Source organism: Flavobacterium sp. WG21 (assembly GCF_000335775.1).
GTDB lineage: Bacteria > Bacteroidota > Bacteroidia > Flavobacteriales > Flavobacteriaceae > Flavobacterium > Flavobacterium tructae.
Genome location: NZ_AMYW01000026.1, coordinates 54837 through 80426, shown reverse-complemented (window position 1 = coordinate 80426; position 25590 = coordinate 54837). Strand labels below are relative to the sequence as shown.

Genomic DNA, 25590 nt, shown 5'->3' with positions numbered 1-25590 from the left:
TTTTTTAAGAGCGAAAGACGAGGCTCGAACTCGCGACAACCAGCTTGGAAGGCTGGAGCTCTACCAACTGAGCTACTTTCGCATTACTGTGGTGCAAATATAAGGCATAAGTTCAGTAAAATCTAAGCTTTTCGGCAAAAAAAATCAATAAAAAATCACATTTAACGATAACTTATTTAAAATTAAAAAGTTATAAAATCAATTATTTCTCATAAAATGGGGTTCGTATGAAAGAAACTACAGCAAAAGAAATCTATTCCAATTATCAATCCACCTTCGAAAGGAAAAATCAGCCGAAAGTTGTATCTTTGAAGGAGAAGCTTTAAAAACGACCTATTAAACGGGCTTATTTAAATAATGAAAAATTAATAAGAAATATTACATTATTTGAAAAAATCAGACCTATATTTGCCGAGAAAATCAAATTTAAATCCGGAAAATCTTTACAGAAAAGCTTCAAAAGAGTAAAGAATCTGAAAAGGCCGCAATCTAACGCAGCAAAACCTACTGCAGCACAGATAAAGCCAATTTGATTTAACATCAAAACGCTATCGTACATTTAGAAAAAGAACAATCTTCCATCCCCGGGTAATTTAGTTCGAATTAAAAACTGTAGCGCGTATTACTTTATATTTAAAAGAATATTGAATGAAGAATTTTTACTTTTTATTTATAATATGTTTATTCATTAGTTGCAAAAAAGAAGCACCAAAAGTTATTCCAGTGGTAAAAAAAGTCGCCCCGGCTATTATACTTACTGATGAAAGAAAGGTTTCTATTGATACCGCTCTGATTGGTACCTTTAAAAGCGAAACACTTAAACTGTTCTACAACTCATCAGAGAACATGACCGTTTGGGGAAACCTGAAAAAAAGAACTTATGTTTTGTCGCAATTGGCCGATGCCGGGCAATTGGGTCTGGATCCTGAGGATTACAAAGCTTCGAAACTACAAAAATTCGAAAGTAAAATTAGTTCGTTAAGTGATTCTGATCTGGCAACCTACGATGTTTTACTGACTTATAATTTTGAAAAATACCTCAACCATCTTTACAAAGGAAAACTAGACCCCAAAAAACTATACACCGATTGGGATCTCGAAGAAAAAACATTTGACGTAAACAATGTCCTGATAAAAGCATTCAACAAAAACAAACTGGATAGTATTGTAGACGGCATTCAATCGAAGGCATCTCCTTACAAACAACTTTTAAAAGCACTGGAAATCATCAATACTTTTCCGGATGACGATATCCAGCCTATTGAATCGGTTACCAAAATCACCTTAAATGATACTAACACCGCTTTGATCAACATCAAAAAAAGACTCTTGTTCTGGAAAGACATGACCGGAAAGGACAGTCTTACTTCTATTTATGACCACAAAACTTTCGAATCGGTTAAAAAATTTCAGGAAAGACATGGCTTAGCTGCTGATGGTGTTATCGGAGTTGGAACGATAAGTGCCCTGAATTTTTCTAAAGAGAAAAGAAAACATCAAATTATCGCCAACTTAGAACGCTGGAGATGGTATACTACTGATTTGGCCGAAGACTACTTTATTATCAACATTCCTGATTACAAATTAAATGTTGTTGAAAGTCAGGATACAACTCTGGTGCGTAATGTTGTCGTAGGAACAAGTAAGAGAAAAACTCCAATCATTACTTCAAAATTAAGAACGGTGGTTTTTAACCCAACCTGGACGGTACCGCCAACTATTTTAAAGGAAGATGTAGTTCCGGCAATGAAACGCAATCGAAATTATCTGGCGAATAAAAATATTACTATTTATGATACTGCCGGAAAGGTAGTTGAGCCTAATGCCTGGAACGAAAATAAACCGGGAAATTACCGTTATGTACAGAGTCCGGGTTACAATAATGCTTTGGGATTAATGAAAATTTTGTTTCCAAACAATCATAGTGTTTACCTGCATGATACGAATCATCGAAATAATTTTGGAAGAAACAACCGCTCTTTAAGTTCGGGTTGTGTGCGTGTAGAAAATCCGCTGGAACTGGCTGAACATATTTTGGGAGATTCAACAAATTGGTCTAAAGATAAAATTGACACCATCATCGCTTCCAAAAAAACAACCAGTATTCGAATCACAAAAAAATATGCCTTATACCAATGGTACTGGACGGCATGGAGCAAAAAAAATCAGCTCATTTTCAGAGCTGACATTTATAATCTGGATTCGGATTTGTACGCTAAATTAAGAAATTAGCCTCTCTTCCATCGTGAAACTTCTGGATGGATGATAGATATACAAAAGCGATTTGTCTTTTATGATCTCGATAATTTCATTAGTCAATCCCATTGGAATTGCCGGACATCCTTGGCTTCTTCCTAATCGTTTGTTGTTTCTGATAAACGATTCTGAAACATAATCAGCTCCATGCATGACAACTCCACGTTCGCGGGCATTGTCATTCACTCCATTCTCCAATCCGTCTAAGCGTAAAGAAACACCATGTTTACCTTTATAGACTTCGCCTGTAGCATAAAATCCCAAGCTGCTTTTGAAAGAGGAATTGGCATTTGAAAAATTAGATGCAAATTCTTCTCCGGTATTTCTACCGTGAGCTACTAAAGAATTGAATAAAACAGTATTGGTAGCCAAGTCAATTACCCACAAACGTTTGGTGTTTGACGACAGGCTAAAATCGATAAGTGTCAGGATGTCTTTTTGGATTACGCCTCTTTCTTTCAACAAGTAAAACCCTTTTAAGGCTTCAGAGAAAGTTCTAAGCTCAGGTAGTGAAAAATGATTGGGATTTAAGGTATTGTAAATACTCTCAATTTTCGAATCAACTGTAAGCGTTTCTATTTTAGCAATAGTTTTTACAGCTGCTTTTTTAACTTCGGAGGTGTTGTTTGAATCTTTACCAAAAGATAACAGCAAAAACACCAGTAATGGATAAATCTTGTAAATCATTGAATTTCTTTAGGTTAAACAGAGGTTTGGGTTTGGCAAAAGTATAAAAAAAATATACCTGGCAAAATATAAGGCTGTAAATCAGCCCTTTTTTGGTGAAACTTTAACAGAATCAGCTTAACAAATTAGTATTTGGTTCAAAAAACAAATATTTTTGTAGGAGGTTTACTCAAGGATGAATAAAAAATTGATTTTTCGTACTTTTCTTGCAAAAAATACAGAAAAATCATTTATTTCAATTAAAACTGTAACATTTGAAACAAAACAGGGTCTGTTAACCAAAGCGCAATATCCATTCTTCTTATTTTTTAAAATACTATGAAAAAATTAGTTTTTATCAGCTTTCTCTTTTTTACTTTTTGGTGTCATGCCCAAAAGAAAACACTGCAGGCTGAACTGACTAAGGAAAACATTTTAATTGACGGAAAACTAGATGAACCTGCCTGGAAAAATGTTTCTCCTGCCACAGATTTTGTAATGTATCAGCCCGATAACGGTAAACCTATTCCAGACAGTCAAAAAACCGAAGTCAGGGTTTTATACAATAATGATGCAATCTATATTGCCGCAACACTTCACGATGATCCTTCTAAAATTTTAAAAGAAATTTCGCAGCGTGATAATTTCGGAACTTCCGATATGTTTGGTGTTTTTATCAATGGCTTTAACGATGGCCAGCAAAATTTTCAGTTTTTTGTATCGGCAGCAGATGTACAGGGTGACTGCATCATGACAGATGCCAATGGCGAGGACTATTCCTGGGATGCGGTATGGCTCAGCAAAGCGGTGCTGAATGACAAAGGATGGGCCGTTGAAATCAAAATCCCCTATGCCGCCTTACGCTTTTCAGCCGCAGACAAACAAACCTGGGGCATTAATTTCTACAGGGAGATCAGACGGGAACGTAAAAAGTATACCTGGAATTTAATCGATACCAAAATTGGAACATTCACGCAGCAAAATGGTAATCTGGAAGGAATTGTCAATATAAAACCTCCTACCCGATTGTTTTTTATGCCTTACGCCTCTTATTATTTAAATGCTTCAGACAGTCAAAAAACATATGGAACACTGAAAGGCGGTATGGATATTAAGTACGGTATTAATGACGCTTTTACTCTTGACGCGATTCTGATTCCTGATTTTGGGCAAACGAAATACGACGATCAGATTTTGAATTTAGGTCCATTTGAACAGCAATTCAACGAAAACAGGGCCTTTTTTACAGAAGGAACCGATCTATTCAATAAGGGAGGTTTGTTTTATTCGAGAAGAATTGGAGGTAAGCCTTCCATAGACATTACTTTAAATGATAATGAAAAAATAATTGAAGAAGTTCAGAATGTGAACCTCATCAATGCTTTAAAAATTTCAGGAAGAACTCAAAAAGGATTAGGAATCGGGATTTTAAATGCGGTTACCGAAAAAACGTTTACCACGATAAAAGACACTCTTTCAGGCGATACAAGACGTGTGGTTGCTGAACCTCTAACCAATTATAATGTATTGATTTTAGATCAGCGCTTTCGCAAAAATTCTTCCGTGACTCTTATCAATACAAACGTTACCCGAAATGGACATTACAGGGATGCCAACGTAACGGCACTGGCCTGGGATTTAAGAACTAAAGCCAACACGTACAGCTTATCCGGTAATGTAAAATACAGTTTGATTAACGATACTGAAGACAAAAATGGTGTTTTCAGCACCATTCGTTTTGCCGAAACCAGCGGAAATTATCGCTATAGTATTGGCTCTGATTTTGTTTCTAAAAATTTCGATCCCAACGACATGGGAATTAATTTTTACACCAATTATTACAATCTTTACGGAAATGGTAACTACCGCATTCTAAACCCTACAAAACTCTTTAATACTTTCAGGATTGATTATGATATGTATACCGAATTCAATAAAGAATCCGGAAAAGTACAGGATAATAAAGTGAGTGCAGAAGTCAATCTTTCTACTCTGAAAAACAATTTTTACGGTGCCGGAATTGATATTTTTCCTCTAAATTCACATGATTATTACGAACCAAGAGCAGAAAACCGCTATGTCATCATTCCAAGAAAAATAGAAATCTGGGGAAGCGTTTCGACTAATTACAACAAGAAATTTGCTTTGGACTTAAATCCATTTATAATCTTTGCCGATGAAGCAGGAAGAATGGCCTATGGTGTTGATGTTGGACCACGATACCGTTTTAGCGATAAACTTTTACTAACCTATGCTTTTAGCTTTCTTCGAAGAAACAACAACAAAGGTTATATTGACGATTTTGACGATGATGATAATGACAACACTCCTGAAACGATCGTTTTTGCGAATCGAAATGTTATTACTTATTCGAACACTTTAAACGGAAAATATGCCATAAACAGTGCGATGACACTTAATCTGGCTGTAAGACAATATTGGTCTTATGCCGAAAATAAAGACATCCTAGAACTTCAGCAAAATGGAACTTTAACGTCTTATCCACAATACACCAAGAATAAAAACTCAAGCTTTTATTCCTGGAACACTGATTTATCGTATTCCTGGTGGTTTGCTCCGGGTAGTCAGCTTTCGGTTTTATATCGTAATAATGGTGTTAATTTTGAACGTATTATCAACAAAGACTTTAAACACAACATCACCGATTTACTGAACAATCAGGCCTTAAAACATATCTTTTCAGTAAGTGTGAAATATTTTATAGACTATAATGGGGTCAAAAATAAGATCAGAAGGAGAGCCTAGCGTGAATTAATTTTAAAATTTTTAGGGTTCTGCAACCAAATTAGTATTTTTTACTACGCTTCATTTTATTAAACATAATTGTCACCGCGCTTTTTTGTCGACTTTAGAAATGAATTATCTTTGTAAAAAACGAAAACTAATGAACAAGAAAGTAATCCTTATGATTTTAGACGGTTGGGGAAAATCTCCTGACCCTAAAGTATCTGCAATAGACAATGCAAATGTTCCTTTTATAAACAGCCTTTACAAAAATTACCCAAGCGCTCAGCTTCGTACTGACGGATTAAACGTTGGTTTGCCTGAAGGTCAGATGGGAAACAGTGAAGTGGGTCACATGAATCTTGGTGCCGGAAGAATTGTATATCAGGATTTAGCCAAAATAAACTTAGCCGTAGCACATCAAACACTTGCCAAAGAACAGGTACTTATTGATGCTTTTACTTATGCTAAAGAAAACAATAAAAAAGTTCACTTTTTAGGATTAGTTTCCGACGGAGGTGTTCACTCTCATACTTCACACTTACGAGGATTAATTGATGCTTCTCAGGAATACGGACTTGAAAATGTTTTTGTTCATGCGTTTACAGACGGTCGTGATGTTGACCCTAAATCGGGAGCAAAATACATTCAGGATTTAGAAGAGCACATCAAAAATACTCCTGTAAAAATTGCTTCAATCGTTGGGCGTTATTATGCAATGGATCGTGACAAACGATGGGAGCGTGTAAAACTTGCTTATGATTTAGTAGTAAACGGTATCGGAACTCCGTCTAAAAATGCGGTTTCAAGCATTCTTGACAGTTATGCACACGATGTTACTGATGAGTTTATCGCACCAATCGTAATGGTTGACGAGCAGGAAAAACCATTGGCAACCATCAGCGAGGATGATGTTGTTATCTTTTTCAACTTCAGAACCGACAGAGGCCGTGAACTTACAGAAGCGCTTTCGCAGCAAGATTTCCACGAGCAGAACATGCACAAATTAAACTTGTATTATGTAACGCTTACCAATTACGACGAAACGTATCAAAACGTAAAAGTCGTTTACAACAAAGATAATATTACTGAAACTCTGGGTGAGGTTTTAGAAAAAGCAGGTAAAAAACAAATTCGTATTGCCGAAACAGAGAAATATCCGCACGTGACCTTTTTCTTTTCGGGTGGAAGAGAAACTCCATTTGAAGGAGAATCACGTATTTTAAGAAACTCTCCAAAAGTTGCCACTTACGATTTACAACCGGAAATGAGTGCCTATGAATTAAAAGACGCTTTGGTTCCTGAATTAAACAAAGGCGAAGTAGATTTTGTCTGTCTAAATTTTGCCAATGGTGACATGGTGGGGCATACCGGAATCATGAGTGCTGCAATTAAAGCCTGTGAAGCAGTAGATGCCTGCGTAAAAGAAGTAATCGAAGCGGCTCTTGCCAACGATTACACCACGATTGTTATTGCCGATCACGGAAATTGTGAAACGATGATTAACCCTGACGGAAGTCCAAATACAGCACATACCACCAATCCGGTACCGATTATTTTAGTCGATAAAGAGTTGAAAAATATTCAGGATGGTGTTCTGGGTGACATAGCTCCTACTATTCTGGAATTAATGGGCGTGCCTCAGCCAAATGCGATGACTTGCCATTCGTTGTTGTAGTATTTAGTTTTTAGTCGCAGTTTTCAGTCTGAATCGCGATAATACTAAATCCTCAAAATAAATAAACCCGACAGTTTTTTTTTAAAATCTGTCGGGTTTCCTATTTTAAAACAGGACCGGGACTAAAAAAACAAACATAAATAATAGTTAAAATTTCTTAATTAATAGCTTTACTATTATCTTTGCAAAAAAAATGTTTTTCATGCAAATTATACTATCAAATATAAAAATGCAGATCAACGAAAAGATCTATGTAAAAGATCCGGAAACATCTGCGTTGGGAAAAAAAATAATTGAGCAGAGTATTCTTCTAATTGACGATATTGGTTTTGATAATTTTACCTTTAAAAAGTTAGGTGAAAAAATAGGTTCAAACGAAAGTTCGATTTATCGTTATTTTGAGAACAAACACAAACTGCTGGTATACCTGTCATCCTGGTACTGGAGCTGGATCGAGTATAAATTAGTTTTTAATACCACTAACATCACCGATAAAAAAGAAAAGCTTAAAAAAGCCATTACGATTGTAACCGAAAAAATATCTGACGATATTTATACAGATCATATTAATGAGTCTATTTTAAATAAGATTATAATTGCCGAGTTCACCAAAACACTTCATACAAAAGAAGTGGATCAGGAAAACAAAGAGGGCTTTTTCTTAATTTACAAAAGAATGATTAATCGAATTGTTGAGATTGTAAAAGAAGTAAATCCCGATTATCCTTATGCCAAATCACTAGTTTCAACCATTGTTGAAGGAAGTTTACATCAGCATTTTCTAACGGATCATTTGAAAACAATTACAGATTGTAATGAGACGGTTACGACAACTCAATTTTACCTAAACCTTGCAGAAAACGTTTTGCGCTAATTATAACAAAAACAGTATGACTCCTTTAAAAAGATTTTACCATTTACTTGAACTGGACAAAAAAGACATTTACCAAATTTTTTTCTATGCCATTTTTGCCGGATTAGTCAGTTTATCGCTTCCACTGGGAATTCAGGCCATCATTACTTTTATACAATCCGGAAGAGTTAGTGTTTCCTGGATTGTGCTTATTATACTTGTAGTTGGCGGTGTAGCTCTTGTTGGAGTGCTTTCGTTTATGCAGCTGCGTATCACAGAGAACTTACAGCAAAAAATATTTGTTCGTGCTTCTTTTGAATTTGCAGCCCGTCTGCCAAAAATAAAATCAGAAGAATTGTACGGTACTTACCCACCGGAACTAACAAACCGATTTTTTGATACCCTAACGATTCAAAAAGGAACTTCAAAATTATTAACCGATTTTTCTGCCGCTTTACTGCAGATTACTTTCGGAATTATTCTGTTGTCCTTATATCATCCCTATTTTATTGTGTTCGGACTTTTACTGTTCCTTCTTTTGTACTTTATTTTTAAATTTTCATACAAATCAGGTTTAGAAACAAGTTTAAAAGAATCCAAATTCAAATACAAAGTGGCGGGATGGTTACAGGAAATGGCCCGTAATAACTTTAGTTTCCGCAATGAACTGAATTATGACTTTGCGCTTCAAAAAAACAATTCGATCGTAGCGGGTTATCTGAATTACAGAGAGAAACACTTTAGCGTAATCAAAAAACAGTTTACCCAATTGATTATTTTCAAAGTCATTATTACCGCCAGTTTATTGTCTATCGGAGGGTACCTGGTACTAAGCCAGGAAATGAACATCGGGCAGTTTGTTGCTGCTGAGATTATCATTTTACTTGTGATTACATCGGTAGAAAAAATCATTCTGGGACTTGAAAGCTTCTATGATGTTTTAACTTCTGTTGAAAAAATCGGACAGGTAACGGACTTAGCTTTAGAGGAAAACTCCGAGTCTGATTCTCTAAACGATCACTGTTACAACAGCATCTCTTTAGAAACAGAGAATTTAAAATTCAAATTCCCGGATTCTCCAACCAATGCCTTAGATTCTATTACGTTAAAAATCGATCAGGGTGAAAAAATTGTTATTGAAGGTGAAAACGGATCAGGAAAAACAACGCTTATTCGATTGCTATCAGGCTTATTAAGACAAAGTTCGGGAGCTTTTTACATCAACGACGATACTTTTAGAAAAATAAATCTGAAACAATACCGCTCACAAATTGGCAGCATCATTCACAACGAAACACCATTTGAGGGCACTATTTTAGAGAACATTACTTTTAATGATCCAATGATCAGTACCGAAGATTTGAAATGGGCACTGGACGGAGTTCAGCTTAGTCCGCTGATTAAATTATTACCTAAAGGCCTGAATACCCATATTCACCCGGAAGGAAAACAGTTATCGTCTTCTAATGCTCAAAAAATCCTGTTGGCCAGAAGTATTATCCACAAGCCAAAAGTGCTCTTTTACGAAGATCCAACAGACACTATGGACGAAAAAGTGGCGAATGAAATCATAGATTTTATTACTTCGGATAAGAACAAATGGACGATTATCGTTTCTTCCAAAAATCCATATTGGAAAACCAAATCGACGCGAAAAATTACAATGCAAAACGGTCAAATTATACTGGATCAAAAAAAACAATAAGCCATGTTAAATATCTCTGACAATAAAACAAAATTACAGCCGCTTGATCGCTATGAGACTGTAAGAAACCTAAGCAACAGGCCACATTATAAAATTTTAAACCGAATTATAATCGCATCTTCCATACTAGGAATTATTGCACTTTTATTGCCGTGGACTCAGAATATTTCGGGTTCGGGAGCGGTAACCACTTTAAAACCCAACCAAAGACCACAATCGATTCAGAGTGTGATTTCAGGACGTATTGAAAAATGGTACGTGCAGGAAGGTGACTTTGTTAAAAAAGGAGACACGATTCTGTTTATTTCTGAGATCAAGGAAGATTATATGGATCCTAATTTGGTTGAAAACACCAAAAATCAGGTCGATGCGAAGAAAAACTCCTTAGAATCTTATGGCGAAAAAGTAACCACGCTTTCCGGTCAGATTCAGGCGATTGAAAACGAAAGAAAGCTAAAACTGGAACAAGCCAGAAATAAAGTCAAACAATCCCTTTTAAAAATAAAAAGTGACAGTATCGATCTTGTAGCTGTAAAAACACAATTGCGAATTGCCAATACACAGTACAATCGTTCGGTCCAATTAAACAAAGAAGGTTTGAAACCACTTACCGATGTCGAAGAAAAACGTCTGAAACTGCAAGATGTAGATGCTAAAATCATCACGCAGGAAAACAAATACCTCACCAGCAAAAATGAATACATCAATGCCAGAGTAGAGATTAACAGAATTACGGCGGAGTACGGTGAAAAAGTAGCCAAAGCAAGAAGTGACCAATTTACCACCCTGAGTAATAAATTTGATACGGAAGCACAGGTGAGCAAACTGGAGAATCAATATGCCAATTACAGTTTGCGTAATGGCATGTACTACATCAGAGCGGTACAGGACGGTTACATCAACCGCGCTTTGCAGGCAGGTTTAGGTGAAACGATAAAAGAAGGTACACCAATTGTAACAATAATGCCTTCTCATTATGATATCGCAGTAGAAACCTATATCAGCCCAATTGACCTCCCTTTGATCAGAAAAGGAGAAAAAGTACGCGTTTGGTTTGACGGATGGCCTACCATTGTGTTTTCAGGATGGCCGGACATGTCTTACGGAACTTTCGGAGGAACGGTGGTAGCCATAGAAAACTTCATCAGTGAGAATGGTAAATACAGAATCTTAATTGCTCCGGACCCGGATGAGACGAAATGGCCAAAACAATTAAGTATTGGCTCCGGTGCTCAAACTATTGCCCTATTAGACACGGTGCCAATTTGGTTCGAAATCTGGAGAACCCTAAACGGATTCCCTCCTAATTATTATAAAAGTACCCAAAAAGTAACTAAAGAAAAAAATAATGAAACCAATACTTATCGCTTTTCTTTTTCTGGGCTGTACCGTTTTTGGCCAGCAGCCCTTCTCAAAAGAACTCACCTACAATGAGTTTTTGGGGTATGTAAAAAAATACCATCCATTAGTTAAAAATGCCAATTTGGAAGTCAGCAAAGCACAAGCCAATCTGATGATGGCACGTGGTGGTTTTGACCCAAAAATTGAAGTTGATTTCAGCCAAAAAAAATTTAAAGACAAAGAATATTATTCGATTTTAAACAGCAGTTTTAAGATCCCGACCTGGTACGGAATTGAACTGAAAGCCGGATTCGACAATAACGAAGGGGTTTATCTGAATCCTGAAAATACTACTCCCAATCAGGGATTAACTTCTTTTGGGATCAGTATTCCAATTGGACAGGGATTGTTCATCAACCAGAGAATGGCAGATGTACGAAAAGCTAAAATTCAAATCAAACTAAGTCAGGCTGAAAGAAAACTTCAGGCAGTTGGCATTTTGTATGATGCCTCACTGGCTTATTTCAACTGGAAGAAAAACTTCGAGGAAATGAAACTTTATGAAATGTACAACAACAATGCTGAAATTCGTCTGAAAGGAATCAAATCGCTCATCGAACAAGGCGACAAGCCGGCAATAGACAGTATTGAAGCCGGAATTATTGTAAGAAACAGAGCCTTAAGCCTGGAAGATTCTAAATTAAAATTAACCAAAGCCAAACTCGAATTATCGAATTATATGTGGCTGGAGAATAATATCCCATTGGAAATTTCAGACGAGCTAGTGCCGGAAACAGCGCTTGAATCGACTTTACAAGAAACGCTGAAAACAAACGATCTACTGCAAGGCGATACCAACTTAGAAACACATCCGAAATTGAATGCACTGCAAAATAAAATAGACCTACTCAAGGTTGAAAAAGACCTGAAGCAAAACATGCTGTTGCCTAAAATAAACGTTGGGTATTCTTACTTATCTGATCCTAGATATATTGACAATTATAAATTTGACGATTACAAAGTTGGCTTAGAATTTTACTTTCCTTTGTTTCTTCGAAAAGAACGTGGAAGTCTGAAACTGGCCAAATACAAACTCCAGGAAAATGAATTTGCTCTTGCTCTGGAACGAACACAGCTGACCAACAAAATAAGTGCACAGAAAGTAGAAATCAATTCGCTGATCAGACAAAAGAAACTGGTAAAAAATTTAGTAGAAAATAATGCCGCGATGTTAACCTCAGAAGAACGATTGTTCTCTTTTGGAGAAAGCTCGTTATTTCTGATCAATACACGAGAAAACAATTTGGTTAGCGCAAAACTAGCCGCAATTGCTCTGGACAACCGATTTTACATCTCAAATTCAGAGTTGTTCAAAATCATGGCCAATCCGGATTAAAGTTTAAAATCTACTTTAACACATAGAAACATATTTCTTTTTGCGTTCTTTTTTGTGCATTCAATCTATGTCTCTATGTGTTAAATCTTTTTTTACTGATGGATTAGACCAAATAATGATACGTCCATTCGACCGCATAAATTACAAGTCCAATGAGACCTCCTACCAGAGTTCCGTTGATTCGGATGTACTGCAGATCTTTTCCGATCTCCAGTTCTAATTTTTCCGAAACCTCCTTTCCATCCCAGCTTTTCACGGTAGACGAAATCAAATCTCCAATTACTTTTTTATTGTTTAGCAGCATCGAAAGCAAATCGTTCTTGATGAAATTATTGATCTTATCGATCATAACGATATCTTCTTTTAATCCATTTCCGAACCCCTGAATCAAACCCGAAATATTTTTCTTAATTGACGATTCTTCACCCTTTTCCAAATCAGCTGAAATCGATCTTTTTATTTCATCCCAAATTCCGTTGACATAATCCTGAACCTCTTTTTTTCCGGCAAAATTCAAAATCATATTGTTGATCTTCTCCCGCATCTCTTCTGAATGCTTTACTTTGTCCAGAAAATTGTACACATACTCGTCTATCTTAATCCTGATAGCACTTCCGGGATGTTTGGCTTCGTTTAAAAAATCAGCAAGTCCATTAAAAACTCCCTCTGTAATGCTTTTATCCGCCAAACCAAAACTTAAAAACGGTGTCGATGCTTTCACTTTTTTCCGAATCAGGTCTTTATTATTACTAAGTTCTGTACTCATCACATTCAGCACGTTGGTCAGCAGTTCCTCTTTCACATTTCCTTTTTGCAAAGGCTCTAACGCCAGTGCTACCCAATCTCCAAAGTTGATTGCTTCCAGTTTTTCTTTGAACTGAGTTTGAATAAATCGTTTGATATCTTCATCTTTTATCGTTTTTAAAACTCCCGGAATAATATTTAAAGCCACAACACTGGCAATTTTATTGGCATTCTCCTCCTGCGAAAGCCAATCAGCTGCTTTCGTAGCAAAATTAAATTCTTCGAGTTTTATTTCCAGTTTCTCCCGATTCAGAAATTCTTCCGAAACAAAATTCCCTAAGTTTTCACCAATTTCATTTTTCTTAGTCGGAATAATGGCCGTGTGCCAAATCGGAATTCCTAACGGATGACGGAACAATGCCACCACTGCAAACCAGTCGGCGATACCGCCCACCATCGCCGCTTCACTAAAAGCCTGAAGCATCGGAATCTTAAAATAAACCGCTACTACAAACAAAAGCACTGCGATACCTAAGAGTCCCAATGCATTATTTTTCATCCTTTTCAGGGCTTTCTTCTTTACTATATTTTCATGATCTACAGACGTCTCCATAATTTAATTCATTTCAATGATTACTAATTTACGTTTTTTCTGTGAACCAATAACCCCTTCATTAATTATCCGTTCGCTACGAATTCACGAATTTCTATTGGCAAACTTTACGCATAAATATTGATTCGTGAATTCGTGGCTAATTTTCAAACGCCTGTCATTCCTTTTAATTCGTGAATTCGTTGCGAAAAATTTTTAAATAAAAAGATAATATTAAAATTTGTACTTTTGCGAACTGAAAATCCGAAATTATGATTATTGTAAAATCACGTGAAGAAATCGAATTAATGCGCGAAAGTGCTTTGATCGTATCTAAAACATTGGGAATGATTGCTTCTGAAATTAAAGAAGGAGTAACTACATTATACCTGGACAAACTGGCTGAGGAATTTATCCGTGATCACGGTGCAGTTCCAAGCTTCTTAGGTCTGTATGATTTCCCGAATTCACTTTGTATGAGTCCAAACTCTCAGGTTGTACACGGAATTCCGAACAATACACCTTTGAAAAACGGTGACGTTATTTCGGTAGATTGCGGTGCATTCAAAAATGGATATCACGGTGATCACGCCTATAGTTTCGAAATTGGAGAAGTTGCTCCCGAAGTTAAAAAACTTTTGAAAGTAACGAAAGAGTCTCTTTACGTAGGAATCAGAGAATTTAAAGCCGGAAATCGTGTGGAAGATGTTGGAAATGCGATCCAGAAATATACAGAAGCTCACGGATACGGAGTAGTTCGCGAGTTGGTAGGACACGGTTTAGGGCAGAAAATGCACGAAGAACCTGAAATGCCAAACTACGGAAAACGCGGTCGCGGAAAACTGTTTGTGGAAGGAATGGTTGTAGCGATCGAGCCTATGATCAATCTTGGAACCCGAAACATCAAACAACACAAAGACGGCTGGACCATTACTACCGCAGACGGAAAAGCAAGTGCTCATTTCGAACACGACGTTGCTTTAGTGGATGGTAAACCAGAAATCTTATCGACTTTTCAATACATCTATAAAGCGCTTGGAATTGAAAGCAATGAGGAAGATGAATTCCGAAAAGTGCCGTTGGTTTTATAACACAAATTTCACTAATTAACACGAAATATTGTTTTTGCTGAAATTACACCGATAGAGAGACTGAATGATGAGTGATTTATATTTAAAAGATGAGTCTTATAAAATTATTGGAATCTGTATGGAAGTCCATAAAATTTTAGGAAAGGGACATAGTGAAAAGGTTTATGGTGATGCTTTAGAATATGAATTTCAAAAAAACAATATCCCGTACAATCGGGAATTAAGGTATAATATTGTTTATAAAGATATTATATTGCCTAGTTACTATTTTGCAGACTTTGTTATTTTTGACGAAATTATTCTGGAACTTAAAGCAATTACAGCTCTAACAACAAGTGAAATAAAACAAACATTAAATTACCTGGCCGCCTCACAAAACAAACTGGGTTTACTAGTTAATTTTGGAGAAGACAGCCTTAAATATAAAAGAATAATACTTTAACCCAAATCAAGGTTCGTGAAATTTCACCACAACATTAATCCGTGTTAATTAGTGAAATTCGTGTTCAAATACATTTACCGTGAAGAAACTTTTTAAATTAGTACTTAATACAATACCCCGTCCAATATTAATTCGTTTAAGTTATGTGGCGCGTCCTGTTTTAGCTTTATCATTAAGAGGAAGCAAATATACTGATCCGATTGACGGGAAAAGTTTTAGAAGTTTTTTGCCTTATGGATATGGGAAACAACGTAACAATGTGCTTTCGCCAAGCACACTTTCATTAGAGAGACATCGTTTGCTGTGGCTGTATTTAAACGATCAGACTGATTTTTTTACAGCACCTAAAAAAGTATTGCATTTTGCACCGGAACAAGCTTTTTACAAAAGATTCCGCAAACAGAAAAATCTGGATTACACGACAACCGATTTGTTCTCGCCTTTGGCAGATGTAAAAGCAGACATTTGTAATTTGCCTTTTAAAGACAATGAATATGATGTTATTTTATGCAACCACGTTTTAGAACATATTCCGGACGATACTAAAGCCATGCAGGAGTTATTTCGTGTTTTAAAACCGGGCGGAATGGCGATTCTTCAAATTCCGCAGGACTTATCCAGAGCGGTTACTTTTGCTGACGACACCATCACCGATCAAAAAGAACGTGCCAGAATATTTGGTCAGTACGACCACGTGCGTATTTATGGCCGTGATTATTTTGACAAGTTAAGAAGCATTGGTTTTATCGTTATCGAAGAAGACTATACTCATAAAATTTCTCCGGAACTGGTAGAAAAATATTGTCTGGCAAAAGGCGAAATCATCCCACTTTGCTTCAAACAGGAAAACTAATTCTTTCACCATATAAGTGATACAAGTTCATTTAAAAAGAGTTTTCAAATTATTGATATTTTGAAAACTCTTTATTTTTTTGCCCAATCTCTAAATTATAAGCCAACCAAATCTCTAAATCTTGGAACCTACAAAATCATTTCAGTTCTGCTTTGACATCAGTTTTGAAAAAAACCTGAATACCTACCTCCCAACAGCTTATATCATTGAAAATACCGATGATATTAAATATCTGGACAAAAAAGCGAGTACAGATGTACTTGAAAGTTTTGGAGTTCTTTTTGAAAATTTAGATTCCAATACAAAAAAAATACTGACGGCTTGCGATTCTTTAAAACCTGATTTTATTTTCAAGAAATTCAGCACCAAAATCAAATCGGCTAAAACAATTGCTGATTTACAAAAAGATTCCAAAATTGAATTTGCCATTCGTCAGCATTTAAAATTTAACCTAGAATCCTTTTACAATCTAATTGTAAAAGAACAATTTCCATTCTCTGCTAATATGAGTGCCGAAAAGGATTTTTATCGTTGGAGAGTCGATACAAATCCGTTAGAATTTGAACCTCAGATTCAATTTGACAAACACGCTGAAGGCATTACTTATACTCTATCTTTAAAAGAAGGCGAAACCACATTTTTACCAATGGATAAAAGTGTAGATATTCTTTTGGACGAACCAAGCTGGTTGATCATCGACAAAAAACTTGGACAGTTAAAAGAACTTAATTCTAAAAAACTACTGCCTTTTTTAAAGAAGAAATCAATCGAAATACCATCAAAACTAGTTGACAATTACTTTAAGAATTTCATTCCGGAAATAGCCAAAAAAATCGACATCGAATCTACCGGCTTTGAAATTGAGCTCCGCGACACCATTGTCTCCTGCACGATTCAGCCTGTTTTTGATTTCTTTAAAAACTGTTATTACCTCAACCTTTTTTTTGACTATAACGGCTATTCATTTGATGCGGGTAAAACTAAAAAAACACACTCTTTTGTTGATTTTAGTGTTGCCAACGAACCTAAAATTATTCAGTTCAAACGAAACGCTGATGAGATTTCCTATACAGACAAATTACTCAGTCTTGGTTTAACAAAAATCAAAAATGAATTGTTTGGATTGAGTTCAGATGCCGAGACCTCTGATCCGTATGTCAATATTCAATTCATTATTGACCATAAAGAACCACTCGAAAGTCTGGGTTTTACCATTCAGAATCTCAAACTCGAAAGCAAACAAATCATCACCGAAAGCAACACGATTTCAATTGCAAAAGAAACGAAAGCCGATTGGTTCGACATTAAAATAATCATCACAATTGGTCCTTATAAAATCAATTTCAGTGAAATCATTCCAAACATAAAAAGCAAAGAAAGACTCTTTATGTTGCCTGACGGAAATTACTTTTTGATTCCGCTGGAATGGTTTAGCAAATACGGTTCTCTGGCAAAATTGGCAAAGACAGAAAACGGAACTGTTTTGTTGCGTAAAAGTAATTTTACTGCCTTAGACGGAATTTCAGAAATTGCCAATGATCCGGACCAGATTCATAAAGCTGAATTTACAGCTTCCGATTTACTAAAAGCAACCCTGAGACCGTATCAGATTGACGGTGTAAAATGGCTTTTGGGTCACTTTAATGCTAACCTCGGCGCGTGTCTGGCCGACGATATGGGACTTGGAAAAACGCTGCAGACTTTAGCGGTTTTAGTTGCGGTACAGGAGCAACTAGGCTTTACGACCAAAACGACCAATTTTGATTTATTCTCAAACGATACGACTATCGAAAGAGAACCTCTGAAGGCCTTGATCGTTCTCCCTTCTTCTTTGGTTTTCAACTGGTACAATGAAGCCGGAAAGTTTACGCCTCATTTTTCGAAAATGCAATATGTGGGCAATGACCGAAAATTACTGGCAAGCAGATTAAATTCAACCGATTTAATTTTTACGAGTTACAGCATTGTTCATCGTGATATTTCCATTTTAGAAAAATATGATTTCCGCTATTTAATTCTTGATGAAAGTCAATACATTAAAAACAAAGATTCTAAGATTTTTAAAGCCATCAATAAAATCAGCACGGGACATAAAATTGCTTTGAGTGGTACACCGATCGAAAATTCACTTGACGATTTATGGTCGCAGATGCAGTTTATCAATCCGGATATTTTGGGGAGCTATGCTTTTTTCATGGAGAATTTCAAAAACCCTATTGAGAAAAAACAGAACGAAGAAGTTTTAAATGAATTAAAAAACCTGATCCAGCCTTATATTTTAAGAAGAACCAAAGAACAGGTTTTAAAAGATTTACCTGAATTGACAGAACAGGTTTATTACTGCAATATGGATGCTGAACAGGAAAAACTATACGAAAAAGAGAAATCAAAAGCACGTAACTTTTTACTAAAAACGGATGGATCAGGCCCTGATAAAATTAACATTATCAACACTTTAATGAAGCTGAGACAACTGAGCAATCATCCCAAAATGGTCGATCAGGATTCTGAAGTAGATTCCGGAAAATACATTGCCGTTACGAATTACCTGAAAAATTTAGTCAAGGGAAAACAAAAAGTCATCATTTTTAGCTCCTTTGTGACCAATTTGAATTTTTATACGGATTGGTGTAAAGAAAACAAAATAGAATATTGTGAGATTACCGGCGAAACTCCGTCACAAAAAAGAGAACAGCAGGTAAAACGATTTCAGGAAAAAGAAAACCCTTTGTTATTCTTCATTTCCCTTAAGGCGGGTGGCGTTGGTCTGAACATTACCAAGGCTTCGTACGTCTTATTCCTTGATCCCTGGTGGAATCCTTTTGCAGAGAAACAGGGAGTGGGAAGAGCGCATCGTATCGGACAATTGAACAAAGTAAACGTAGTTCGTTTCATTTCAAAAAATACAGTCGAAGAAAAAATCATCAAATTACAGGAAAACAAAAAACTACTCTCGGATTCGCTTTTGGAAGAAAGTCATATCAGCGACGAAATTGAAGCAAATCTCGAATACCTCCTGGGTTCCTGATCAATTGTTTTCAAAACCTGTAAAACAGCATCTTATTAGGTTCTATAAAATTGTTATATTTACAATCTTACAACTTAATAAGATGCCAGAAAAATTGTTTAGAAACCTCCTTATATTTTTCATTTTTGCTTCGGCTACTGCTCAGGAAATACAAACTGAAGTAAATCCGCCTTACAATATTAAAACCGTCTCTTTTGTTCAGAACGGCAGTAATGTGATTCCAATCTTCGAATTGGGGGAAGCATTTCAATTTCAATTTGACGATTTATTTGGCAATGAAGCCAATTATTATTTTGAAGTGATACACTGCGATTACAACTGGAAACCGTCTGATATTCCAAAAACAGACTATATCATCGGTTTTGACAATCAGCGAATTACTGACTATTCGAATTCGTTTAATACACTTCAAATCTATTCGCATTACCGACTTCCTTTCCCGAATCAGTTTACCAGTCAATTGCGTCTTTCTGGCAATTATATGCTTCGTATTTTAAATGAGGACAAAGAAGTTGTACTGTCCAGAAAGTTTATCTTATACGAAAATCACTGTACTGTAGCGACTCAGGTAAAAAGAAGCCGGGATTTGTCTAACATAGAACACAAACAAAATCTGGATTTTAATATCAGCTCTAATGATATTGTTTTTCAGACTCCGTTGCAAAATGTAAAAGTGCTGCTGCTACAGAATGGCAACTTTAATACTTCTATTAAAAATATTGTGCCGCAATACACCATTGGGAATCAGCTGGTGTACAAATACGATAAAGAAACTCAGTTTTGGGGCGGTAATGAGTTCTTGTATTTTGAAAACAAAGACATCCGTGCGGCTAGCACCAATGTAGCCAAAGTAGGAAGCAGCGGCGACATTTATAACTCTTATTTGTTTACCAATCTGGCAAGAGCCAATCAGATTTACTCGAACAATCAGGATGTAAACGGAAATTTCGTAGTGAAGAATATCAATGCTTCCAACAATGAAATCGAAGCTGACTATGCCTGGGTATATTTCAGCCTGTCGGCCCCAACTTTCAGAGCCTCGAATAAGGACATTTATATCTGCGGGATGTTCAACAATTACAGCCTGTCTCCGGAATACAAAATGGATTATAATTCAGAGAAAGGTATTTTTGAAAAAGCAATTGTGATCAAACAGGGTTTTACCGCTTTTCAATATACGGTTGCCGATAAAAAAGGAGTGATTGATTATGAAAATGCCATAGACGGAAACTTTTATCAGACTGAGAATGAATATACCATCCTGGTGTATTACAGAGAAAGTACAGATCGATACCAGAGAGTGATTGGCAAAGGAAATGCAAACTCGATAAACATCATAAATTAAAACATTGTTAAGGATTTAGGCAGAAAGATTTTTTTTCGTAGCTTTGCACCTATAACGCACACATATATACTACTTTAGTATGGTTTCTCAGATAACAAGAGGCATAAAAATATCTGTTTTGACTAGTTTTGAAGGTACTTACTTCAAGAACTATAAGATTCACTTTGCTTTTAGCTATGTCGTTACAATCGAAAATCACAGCAAAGATTCTGTTCAGTTAACTTCCCGTCACTGGGAAATTTTTGACTCGTTAAACGACCTTGAAGTAGTTGACGGTGAAGGCGTAATTGGCAAAAAACCAGTTTTAAAACCGGGAGAAAATCACACTTATAGTTCAGGCTGCTTATTGTCATCTCCCTATGGAGCAATGAAAGGTTATTTTAATATGATCAACTTTACCACTACCAAAACATTCAAAGTAATTGTTCCTACTTTCAGAATGTGTGCTCCTTTTGCTTTAAACTAAAAATTAGGTTTAAAACTCCCTTTTTATCGTTATCTTAATCACAAATTTGACAAATTATTAATTTATCCTTTGTACTTTTGTGCAGCGTTAGATTATTCGTAACAATCAAATCGTCTAATTCTTAAATTGTCTAATTATCTAATTTTAAATAACATGCTAAAAGGATTCTTTCACGTACCAAAAGCGGTAAACGAACCGGTAAAAGGATACGCACCTAACTCACCAGAAAAAGCAGCAGTTCAGGCAGCTTACACTACTTTATGGAACTCTAAAATCGACGTGCCGTTATACATCGGAAGCGAAGAAATCAGAACTGGAAATACAAGAACAATATCAGCTCCTCACGATCACAAACATATCGTAGGAACCTACCACTTAGCTGAAAAACAACATATCGAAAAAGCGATTGCCAACGCTCTTGAATCAAGAAAAGCATGGGCAAATATGGCATGGGAACAACGTGCTGCTATTTTCTTAAAAGCTGCTGAGCTTATTGCAGGACCATACAGAGCCCGTATTAATGCAGCAACAATGATCGGTCAGTCTAAAAATATTCATCAGGCAGAAATTGATGCTGCTTGTGAGCTAATCGACTTTTTACGTTACAACGTAGAATTCATGACTCAGATTTACGGAGATCAGCCAAAATCAGATTCTTCTACGTGGAACCGTTTAGAATACAGACCTCTTGAAGGTTTTGTTTACGCTATTACTCCTTTCAACTTTACTGCTATTGCTGCAAATCTTCCTGCAAGTGCTGCTATGATGGGTAACGTTGTAGTTTGGAAACCAAGCGACAGTCAGGTTTTCTCTGCAAAAATCATTATCGATATTTTCAAAGAAGCAGGTGTTCCTGATGGCGTTATCAATGTTGTTTTTGGTGATGCTTTAATGATTACAGATACTGTTTTAGCAAGCCGTGATTTTGCAGGAGTTCACTTTACAGGATCAACTCATGTATTTAAAGATATCTGGGCTAAAATTGGTGCTAACATTCACCACTACAAAACATACCCTAGAATCGTTGGAGAGACTGGTGGTAAAGATTTTATCATTGCACACCCAAGCGCTAACGTAAAACAAGTGGCTACAGGAATTGCCCGTGGTGCATTTGAATTTCAGGGACAAAAATGTTCTGCAGCTTCAAGAGCTTATATCCCGCAAAGTTTATGGCCAGCGGTTAAAGAACAATTAGTTGCCGATGTAAAATCAATGAAAATGGGTTCTCCGGAAGATTTCGGAAACTTTATTACAGCGGTTATCCACGAAGGTTCTTTTGATAAATTGGCGAGCTACATCGACCAGGCTAAAAAAGATGCTGATGCTGAAATCATCGTTGGTGGAAACTACGATAAATCAGTTGGATACTTTATTGAGCCAACGGTTATCGTAACTACAAACCCAAAATATACTACAATGGAAACCGAATTATTCGGACCTGTAATCACTATTTATGTTTACGAAGATGCTAAATGGGAAGAGACTTTAGAATTAGTAGATACTACTTCTGAGTACGCTTTAACAGGAGCTGTATTTAGCCAGGATCGCTATGCAATTGAAGTAGCTACAGTAAAATTACAAAATGCTGCAGGTAACTTCTACATCAACGATAAACCAACAGGAGCCGTTGTAGGAATGCAGCCATTTGGTGGAGCAAGAGCTTCAGGAACTAACGATAAAGCAGGTTCTGCATTGAACTTATTGCGTTGGGCATCTCCTAGAACCATCAAAGAAACCTTTGTAACTCCTGAAGATTACAGATATCCTTTCTTAGGTTAATCATTTTTAGTTTCAAGTTTCAAAGTTTCAGGTTAGAAACTTTGTTAATATAAAAAAGCCAAATCTAAGTTTTTAGATTTGGCTTTTGTTTTGTTTAACCTATTGTCTTTTTTCTGGAAGGGATTTATAATTTAAAACTGGAAATAGTATGAAAGCGATCTGCGCCTTTGTTTTTTCCACCTTCAAAAGTATCATAGTTTACAACTAACAATTTTCCTTTATAAACAATAGTCTCACAAGGATTATCTAATTGCCCGTCAGAACCGTCAGCATTATCATTTTCCCAAATTAAAGAAATCGTATTTGTATCTAAATTTAATTCGTGCACGCTATTATTTTCATAATTGGCAATGAAAATAGAGTTTCGCTTTTTATCATAAAAAAAGCCATCGCAACATTTTAATTTATCCGAATCAAAAACAACTTTTTTAGATTTTACTTTTCCATCACTGTAGAATTCTATTTTAGTAATTACTCCATCACCAAAATTTCCTGCATATAGATTTCCCTTTTTATCAAAAGCAATTCCATCAATCCCAATGGTACTCTTGGTAACTTCAGGTTTTAAGATAAAAGTTGCAATCAGATAATTTTTCTTATTTGATGAATCCAGAGCAATCTTTTTCTTGTTTAATTCCTCTAACGAAAAACTATAAATTCCGCTTTCTCTTCGATTTTCAAATAAAGCATCTGTAATGTAAATTCGGTTTTTAAACCATCTTACGGCTTCTCCAAAATTAAATCCTTCGGCTAAAACCTCAGCTTTTATTGGCTTTCCGTCTTTTACGATAATTCTTAGTAATCTGGAGAAATTCTCTTTCCCAGCAAAAAACTGATTGTCCATAATATATAGATTCCCATCAGGGCCAAACTCCATTCCCATCGGATGTACTTTTTGTGTAACAGGATGCAATGGTAATTTGTCGAACCAGGTTATCGGTTTATCATTCTTATCGAAAGTTAAAATTTTACTGCCGTACTTTTCAAATGAAATTGCATTTGTAATCGAAAGAAATAAATTTCCTTTCTTATCAAGAGCCATTCCGTCCGGAGTTTGGCAAGTTTCGCCTAAGTCTGCAAACAAATCAGGCCTGATTACTTTAGAAGTCTCGTTGTATTTAATTTCTTGTTTTTTTTCCTGCGAAAATAAGTTTAAAGAACTTATTAAAATCAGAATACCAATTGTGTGTTTAATCATTTTTTTCATTTCGTTTTAGGTCCGTTTATTATTTTAAGGAGATTTTATTTCAACATGTTGCTTAGAAATAGAATCAATACAAGGATAAATTTGATCATAATTATTTTTAAGCGAATATAATTGCAAGAACTTCTGATAATTACAAGCGCAACTGAAAAGGCTGTTTTAGCAATCAAATAATGAATAATTCAATTCTGTTGTATTCGTATGCTGAAATGCTGTTATTGAGGGCAAAATCTCATTATTTATAGTCCTAAACAGAGCTTATTTCTATATTTTGTTATCTTGCTCCTATTTAAAATATGCTAATGAATTTCATCAAACAAATTGATTTAAAAAGAGCAGCACTTCATTGTTTTTACTGGATTTTCTTTTTATTTTTTTATTTTTCGAATAAAGCTGATAACGAAGATTCTTATGCTTTTCTATTTATATATTCCTGGAAAATTGTAGCACAGGCAGCTGTTGGGTATGGTCTGATTTATTGGATTATTCCTCAGACATTAAACAAAAAGAAATATTTACTTTTTACAGTTTCCGCATTAGGCTGGCTTTATTTCGTTTTTGCCCTTTTAATGATTTTAAAATTTTATTATCTCGAACCAAAATTCCCGGGTTTCTTTGATTACTGGCCTGGTCATAAAATGACCGTTATTGAAAGATTAACTTCAGTTAAATTGATGCTGAGAGAATTCTCATTCCTTACCTATCCTGTTATTATTTTAGGCTTTATAAGTTTTAACCGCAAACAACAACGGCTTTTAAAATTAGAAGAAGAAAAAAAATCAATGGAACTGAAGATCCTAAAAAATCAACTGAATCCACATTTCCTCTTTAATACATTGAACAATCTCTACACTTTAACCTTAAAAAAAGATAATAAAGCACCGGAAGTTATCGCTAAATTATCTGAAATTTTAGATTTTGTTTTATATCGCTGTAACGAAGATTATGTATCGATCGAAAAAGAAATTACGTTAATTGAAAATTATATTGGTCTGGAAAAATTACGCTACAGCGAAAACAGACTGACTATTTCATTTACAAAAAACATTGAAGTGAGCAATAAGATATCTCCTTTAATTCTATTAACTTTTATCGAAAATGCCTTTAAACATGGTGTAATTAACGAAACTGAAAAAGCAATAATTTCTTTGCATTTAGAAAGCAAAAAACAACAAATCATTTTTAGCATTGACAACACAAAACCTAAAAACGATTTTGGTAAAACTTCGGATAAATCTAAAATTGGTTTAGTCAATGTTCGCAAACAATTGGATTTATTATATCCTAAAAAACATCAATTAGAAATTGAAGAAACGCAAATTACTTATGCTGTTAAACTTTACCTCAACATTTAATTTTAAGCTTACAAAATGAAAACTCCTAAGATTTTTTTAGAGCTATAACCA

At 35.6% G+C, this 25590-nt stretch carries 18 protein-coding genes and 1 tRNA gene; 15 read left to right on the top strand and 4 right to left on the bottom strand.

The window, feature by feature from the left end; translation table 11 throughout:
- Window positions 1–9: 9 nt before the first annotated feature.
- A tRNA-Gly gene (locus C245_RS0117015) sits at window positions 10–82 on the bottom strand.
- Between the two features lie 641 nt (window positions 83–723).
- Between C245_RS0117015 and C245_RS0117005 the strand changes: the two genes are divergently transcribed.
- Complete coding sequence (locus C245_RS0117005) at window positions 724–2232, top strand: murein L,D-transpeptidase (RefSeq protein ID WP_232424377.1); 1509 nt, start codon at window positions 724–726, stop codon at window positions 2230–2232.
- On the opposite strand, the gene C245_RS0117000 is transcribed toward C245_RS0117005, so the two are convergent.
- Window positions 2221–2943, bottom strand: coding sequence for a murein L,D-transpeptidase catalytic domain family protein (locus C245_RS0117000; protein ID WP_017497810.1), 723 nt, complete (start codon window positions 2941–2943; stop codon window positions 2221–2223). The two genes, C245_RS0117005 and C245_RS0117000, sit on opposite strands and share 12 nt — an antisense overlap.
- Window positions 2944–3261: 318 nt before the next feature.
- On the opposite strand from C245_RS0117000, the gene C245_RS0116990 reads away from it, so the two are divergent.
- The 6 genes from C245_RS0116990 to C245_RS0116965 all read left to right on the top strand — a co-directional run bounded on the left by C245_RS0116990 (window position 3262) and on the right by C245_RS0116965 (window position 12640).
- A complete protein-coding gene (locus C245_RS0116990; RefSeq protein ID WP_017497808.1) occupies window positions 3262–5688 on the top strand; it encodes a DUF5916 domain-containing protein in 2427 nt (808 codons plus the stop codon).
- A gap of 139 nt (window positions 5689–5827) precedes the next feature.
- Window positions 5828–7345, top strand: a complete 1518-nt coding sequence (gpmI, locus tag C245_RS0116985; RefSeq protein WP_017497807.1) for a 2,3-bisphosphoglycerate-independent phosphoglycerate mutase — start codon at window positions 5828–5830, stop codon at window positions 7343–7345.
- Window positions 7346–7547: 202 nt separating this feature from the next.
- The gene (locus C245_RS0116980) at window positions 7548–8219 is read left to right on the top strand and encodes a TetR/AcrR family transcriptional regulator (RefSeq protein WP_026110125.1); all 672 of its coding nucleotides are present in this window, start codon (window positions 7548–7550) and stop codon (window positions 8217–8219) included.
- Between the two features lie 16 nt (window positions 8220–8235).
- Window positions 8236–9903: a peptidase domain-containing ABC transporter gene (locus tag C245_RS0116975; protein ID WP_017497805.1), complete on the top strand. Its 1668-nt coding sequence runs from the start codon at window positions 8236–8238 to the stop codon at window positions 9901–9903.
- A 3-nt stretch (window positions 9904–9906) separates the two neighbouring features.
- On the top strand, window positions 9907–11337 hold the full coding sequence (locus C245_RS0116970) for an HlyD family secretion protein (RefSeq protein WP_017497804.1): 1431 nt from the start codon (window positions 9907–9909) through the stop codon (window positions 11335–11337).
- Entirely contained in the window at window positions 11252–12640 is a 1389-nt protein-coding gene (locus C245_RS0116965; RefSeq protein ID WP_026110124.1) for a TolC family protein, read from the top strand. Before C245_RS0116970 ends, C245_RS0116965 begins: the two co-directional genes overlap by 86 nt.
- A 103-nt stretch (window positions 12641–12743) precedes the next feature.
- On the opposite strand, the gene C245_RS0116960 is transcribed toward C245_RS0116965, so the two are convergent.
- Window positions 12744–13997, bottom strand: a complete 1254-nt coding sequence (locus C245_RS0116960) for a DUF445 domain-containing protein (protein ID WP_017497802.1) — start codon at window positions 13995–13997, stop codon at window positions 12744–12746.
- A 251-nt stretch (window positions 13998–14248) separates the two neighbouring features.
- Here C245_RS0116960 and map point away from each other — a divergent pair, with 251 nt between their 5' ends.
- The 7 genes from map (at window position 14249) to pruA (ending at window position 22980) form a co-directional block, all read left to right on the top strand.
- Window positions 14249–15067 (top strand): type I methionyl aminopeptidase, encoded by an 819-nt coding sequence (gene map / locus C245_RS0116955; protein ID WP_017497801.1) that lies wholly within the window; start codon window positions 14249–14251, stop codon window positions 15065–15067.
- A gap of 67 nt (window positions 15068–15134) precedes the next feature.
- Window positions 15135–15509 (top strand): GxxExxY protein, encoded by a 375-nt coding sequence (locus C245_RS0116950; RefSeq protein WP_017497800.1) that lies wholly within the window; start codon window positions 15135–15137, stop codon window positions 15507–15509.
- A gap of 79 nt (window positions 15510–15588) precedes the next feature.
- Entirely contained in the window at window positions 15589–16362 is a 774-nt protein-coding gene (locus C245_RS0116945; protein WP_026110123.1) for a class I SAM-dependent methyltransferase, read from the top strand.
- Between the two features lie 121 nt (window positions 16363–16483).
- On the top strand, window positions 16484–19390 hold the full coding sequence (locus tag C245_RS0116940; protein WP_017497798.1) for a DEAD/DEAH box helicase: 2907 nt from the start codon (window positions 16484–16486) through the stop codon (window positions 19388–19390).
- 82 nt (window positions 19391–19472) lie between these two features.
- Window positions 19473–20735 carry a DUF5103 domain-containing protein gene (locus C245_RS0116935; RefSeq protein ID WP_017497797.1) on the top strand — a complete coding sequence of 421 codons (1263 nt, stop codon included), beginning with the start codon at window positions 19473–19475 and terminating at the stop codon, window positions 20733–20735.
- Between the two features lie 79 nt (window positions 20736–20814).
- Window positions 20815–21201 (top strand): Co2+/Mg2+ efflux protein ApaG, encoded by a 387-nt coding sequence (apaG, locus tag C245_RS0116930; RefSeq protein ID WP_017497796.1) that lies wholly within the window; start codon window positions 20815–20817, stop codon window positions 21199–21201.
- A 153-nt stretch (window positions 21202–21354) separates the two neighbouring features.
- Window positions 21355–22980 carry an L-glutamate gamma-semialdehyde dehydrogenase gene (pruA, locus tag C245_RS0116925; protein WP_017497795.1) on the top strand — a complete coding sequence of 542 codons (1626 nt, stop codon included), beginning with the start codon at window positions 21355–21357 and terminating at the stop codon, window positions 22978–22980.
- A gap of 124 nt (window positions 22981–23104) precedes the next feature.
- On the opposite strand, the gene C245_RS0116920 is transcribed toward pruA, so the two are convergent.
- Complete coding sequence (locus C245_RS0116920) at window positions 23105–24178, bottom strand: hypothetical protein (RefSeq protein WP_157495892.1); 1074 nt, start codon at window positions 24176–24178, stop codon at window positions 23105–23107.
- 308 nt (window positions 24179–24486) lie between these two features.
- On the opposite strand from C245_RS0116920, the gene C245_RS23215 reads away from it, so the two are divergent.
- Window positions 24487–25539, top strand: a complete 1053-nt coding sequence (locus C245_RS23215) for a sensor histidine kinase (RefSeq protein ID WP_017497793.1) — start codon at window positions 24487–24489, stop codon at window positions 25537–25539.
- Window positions 25540–25590: the final 51 nt, after the last annotated feature.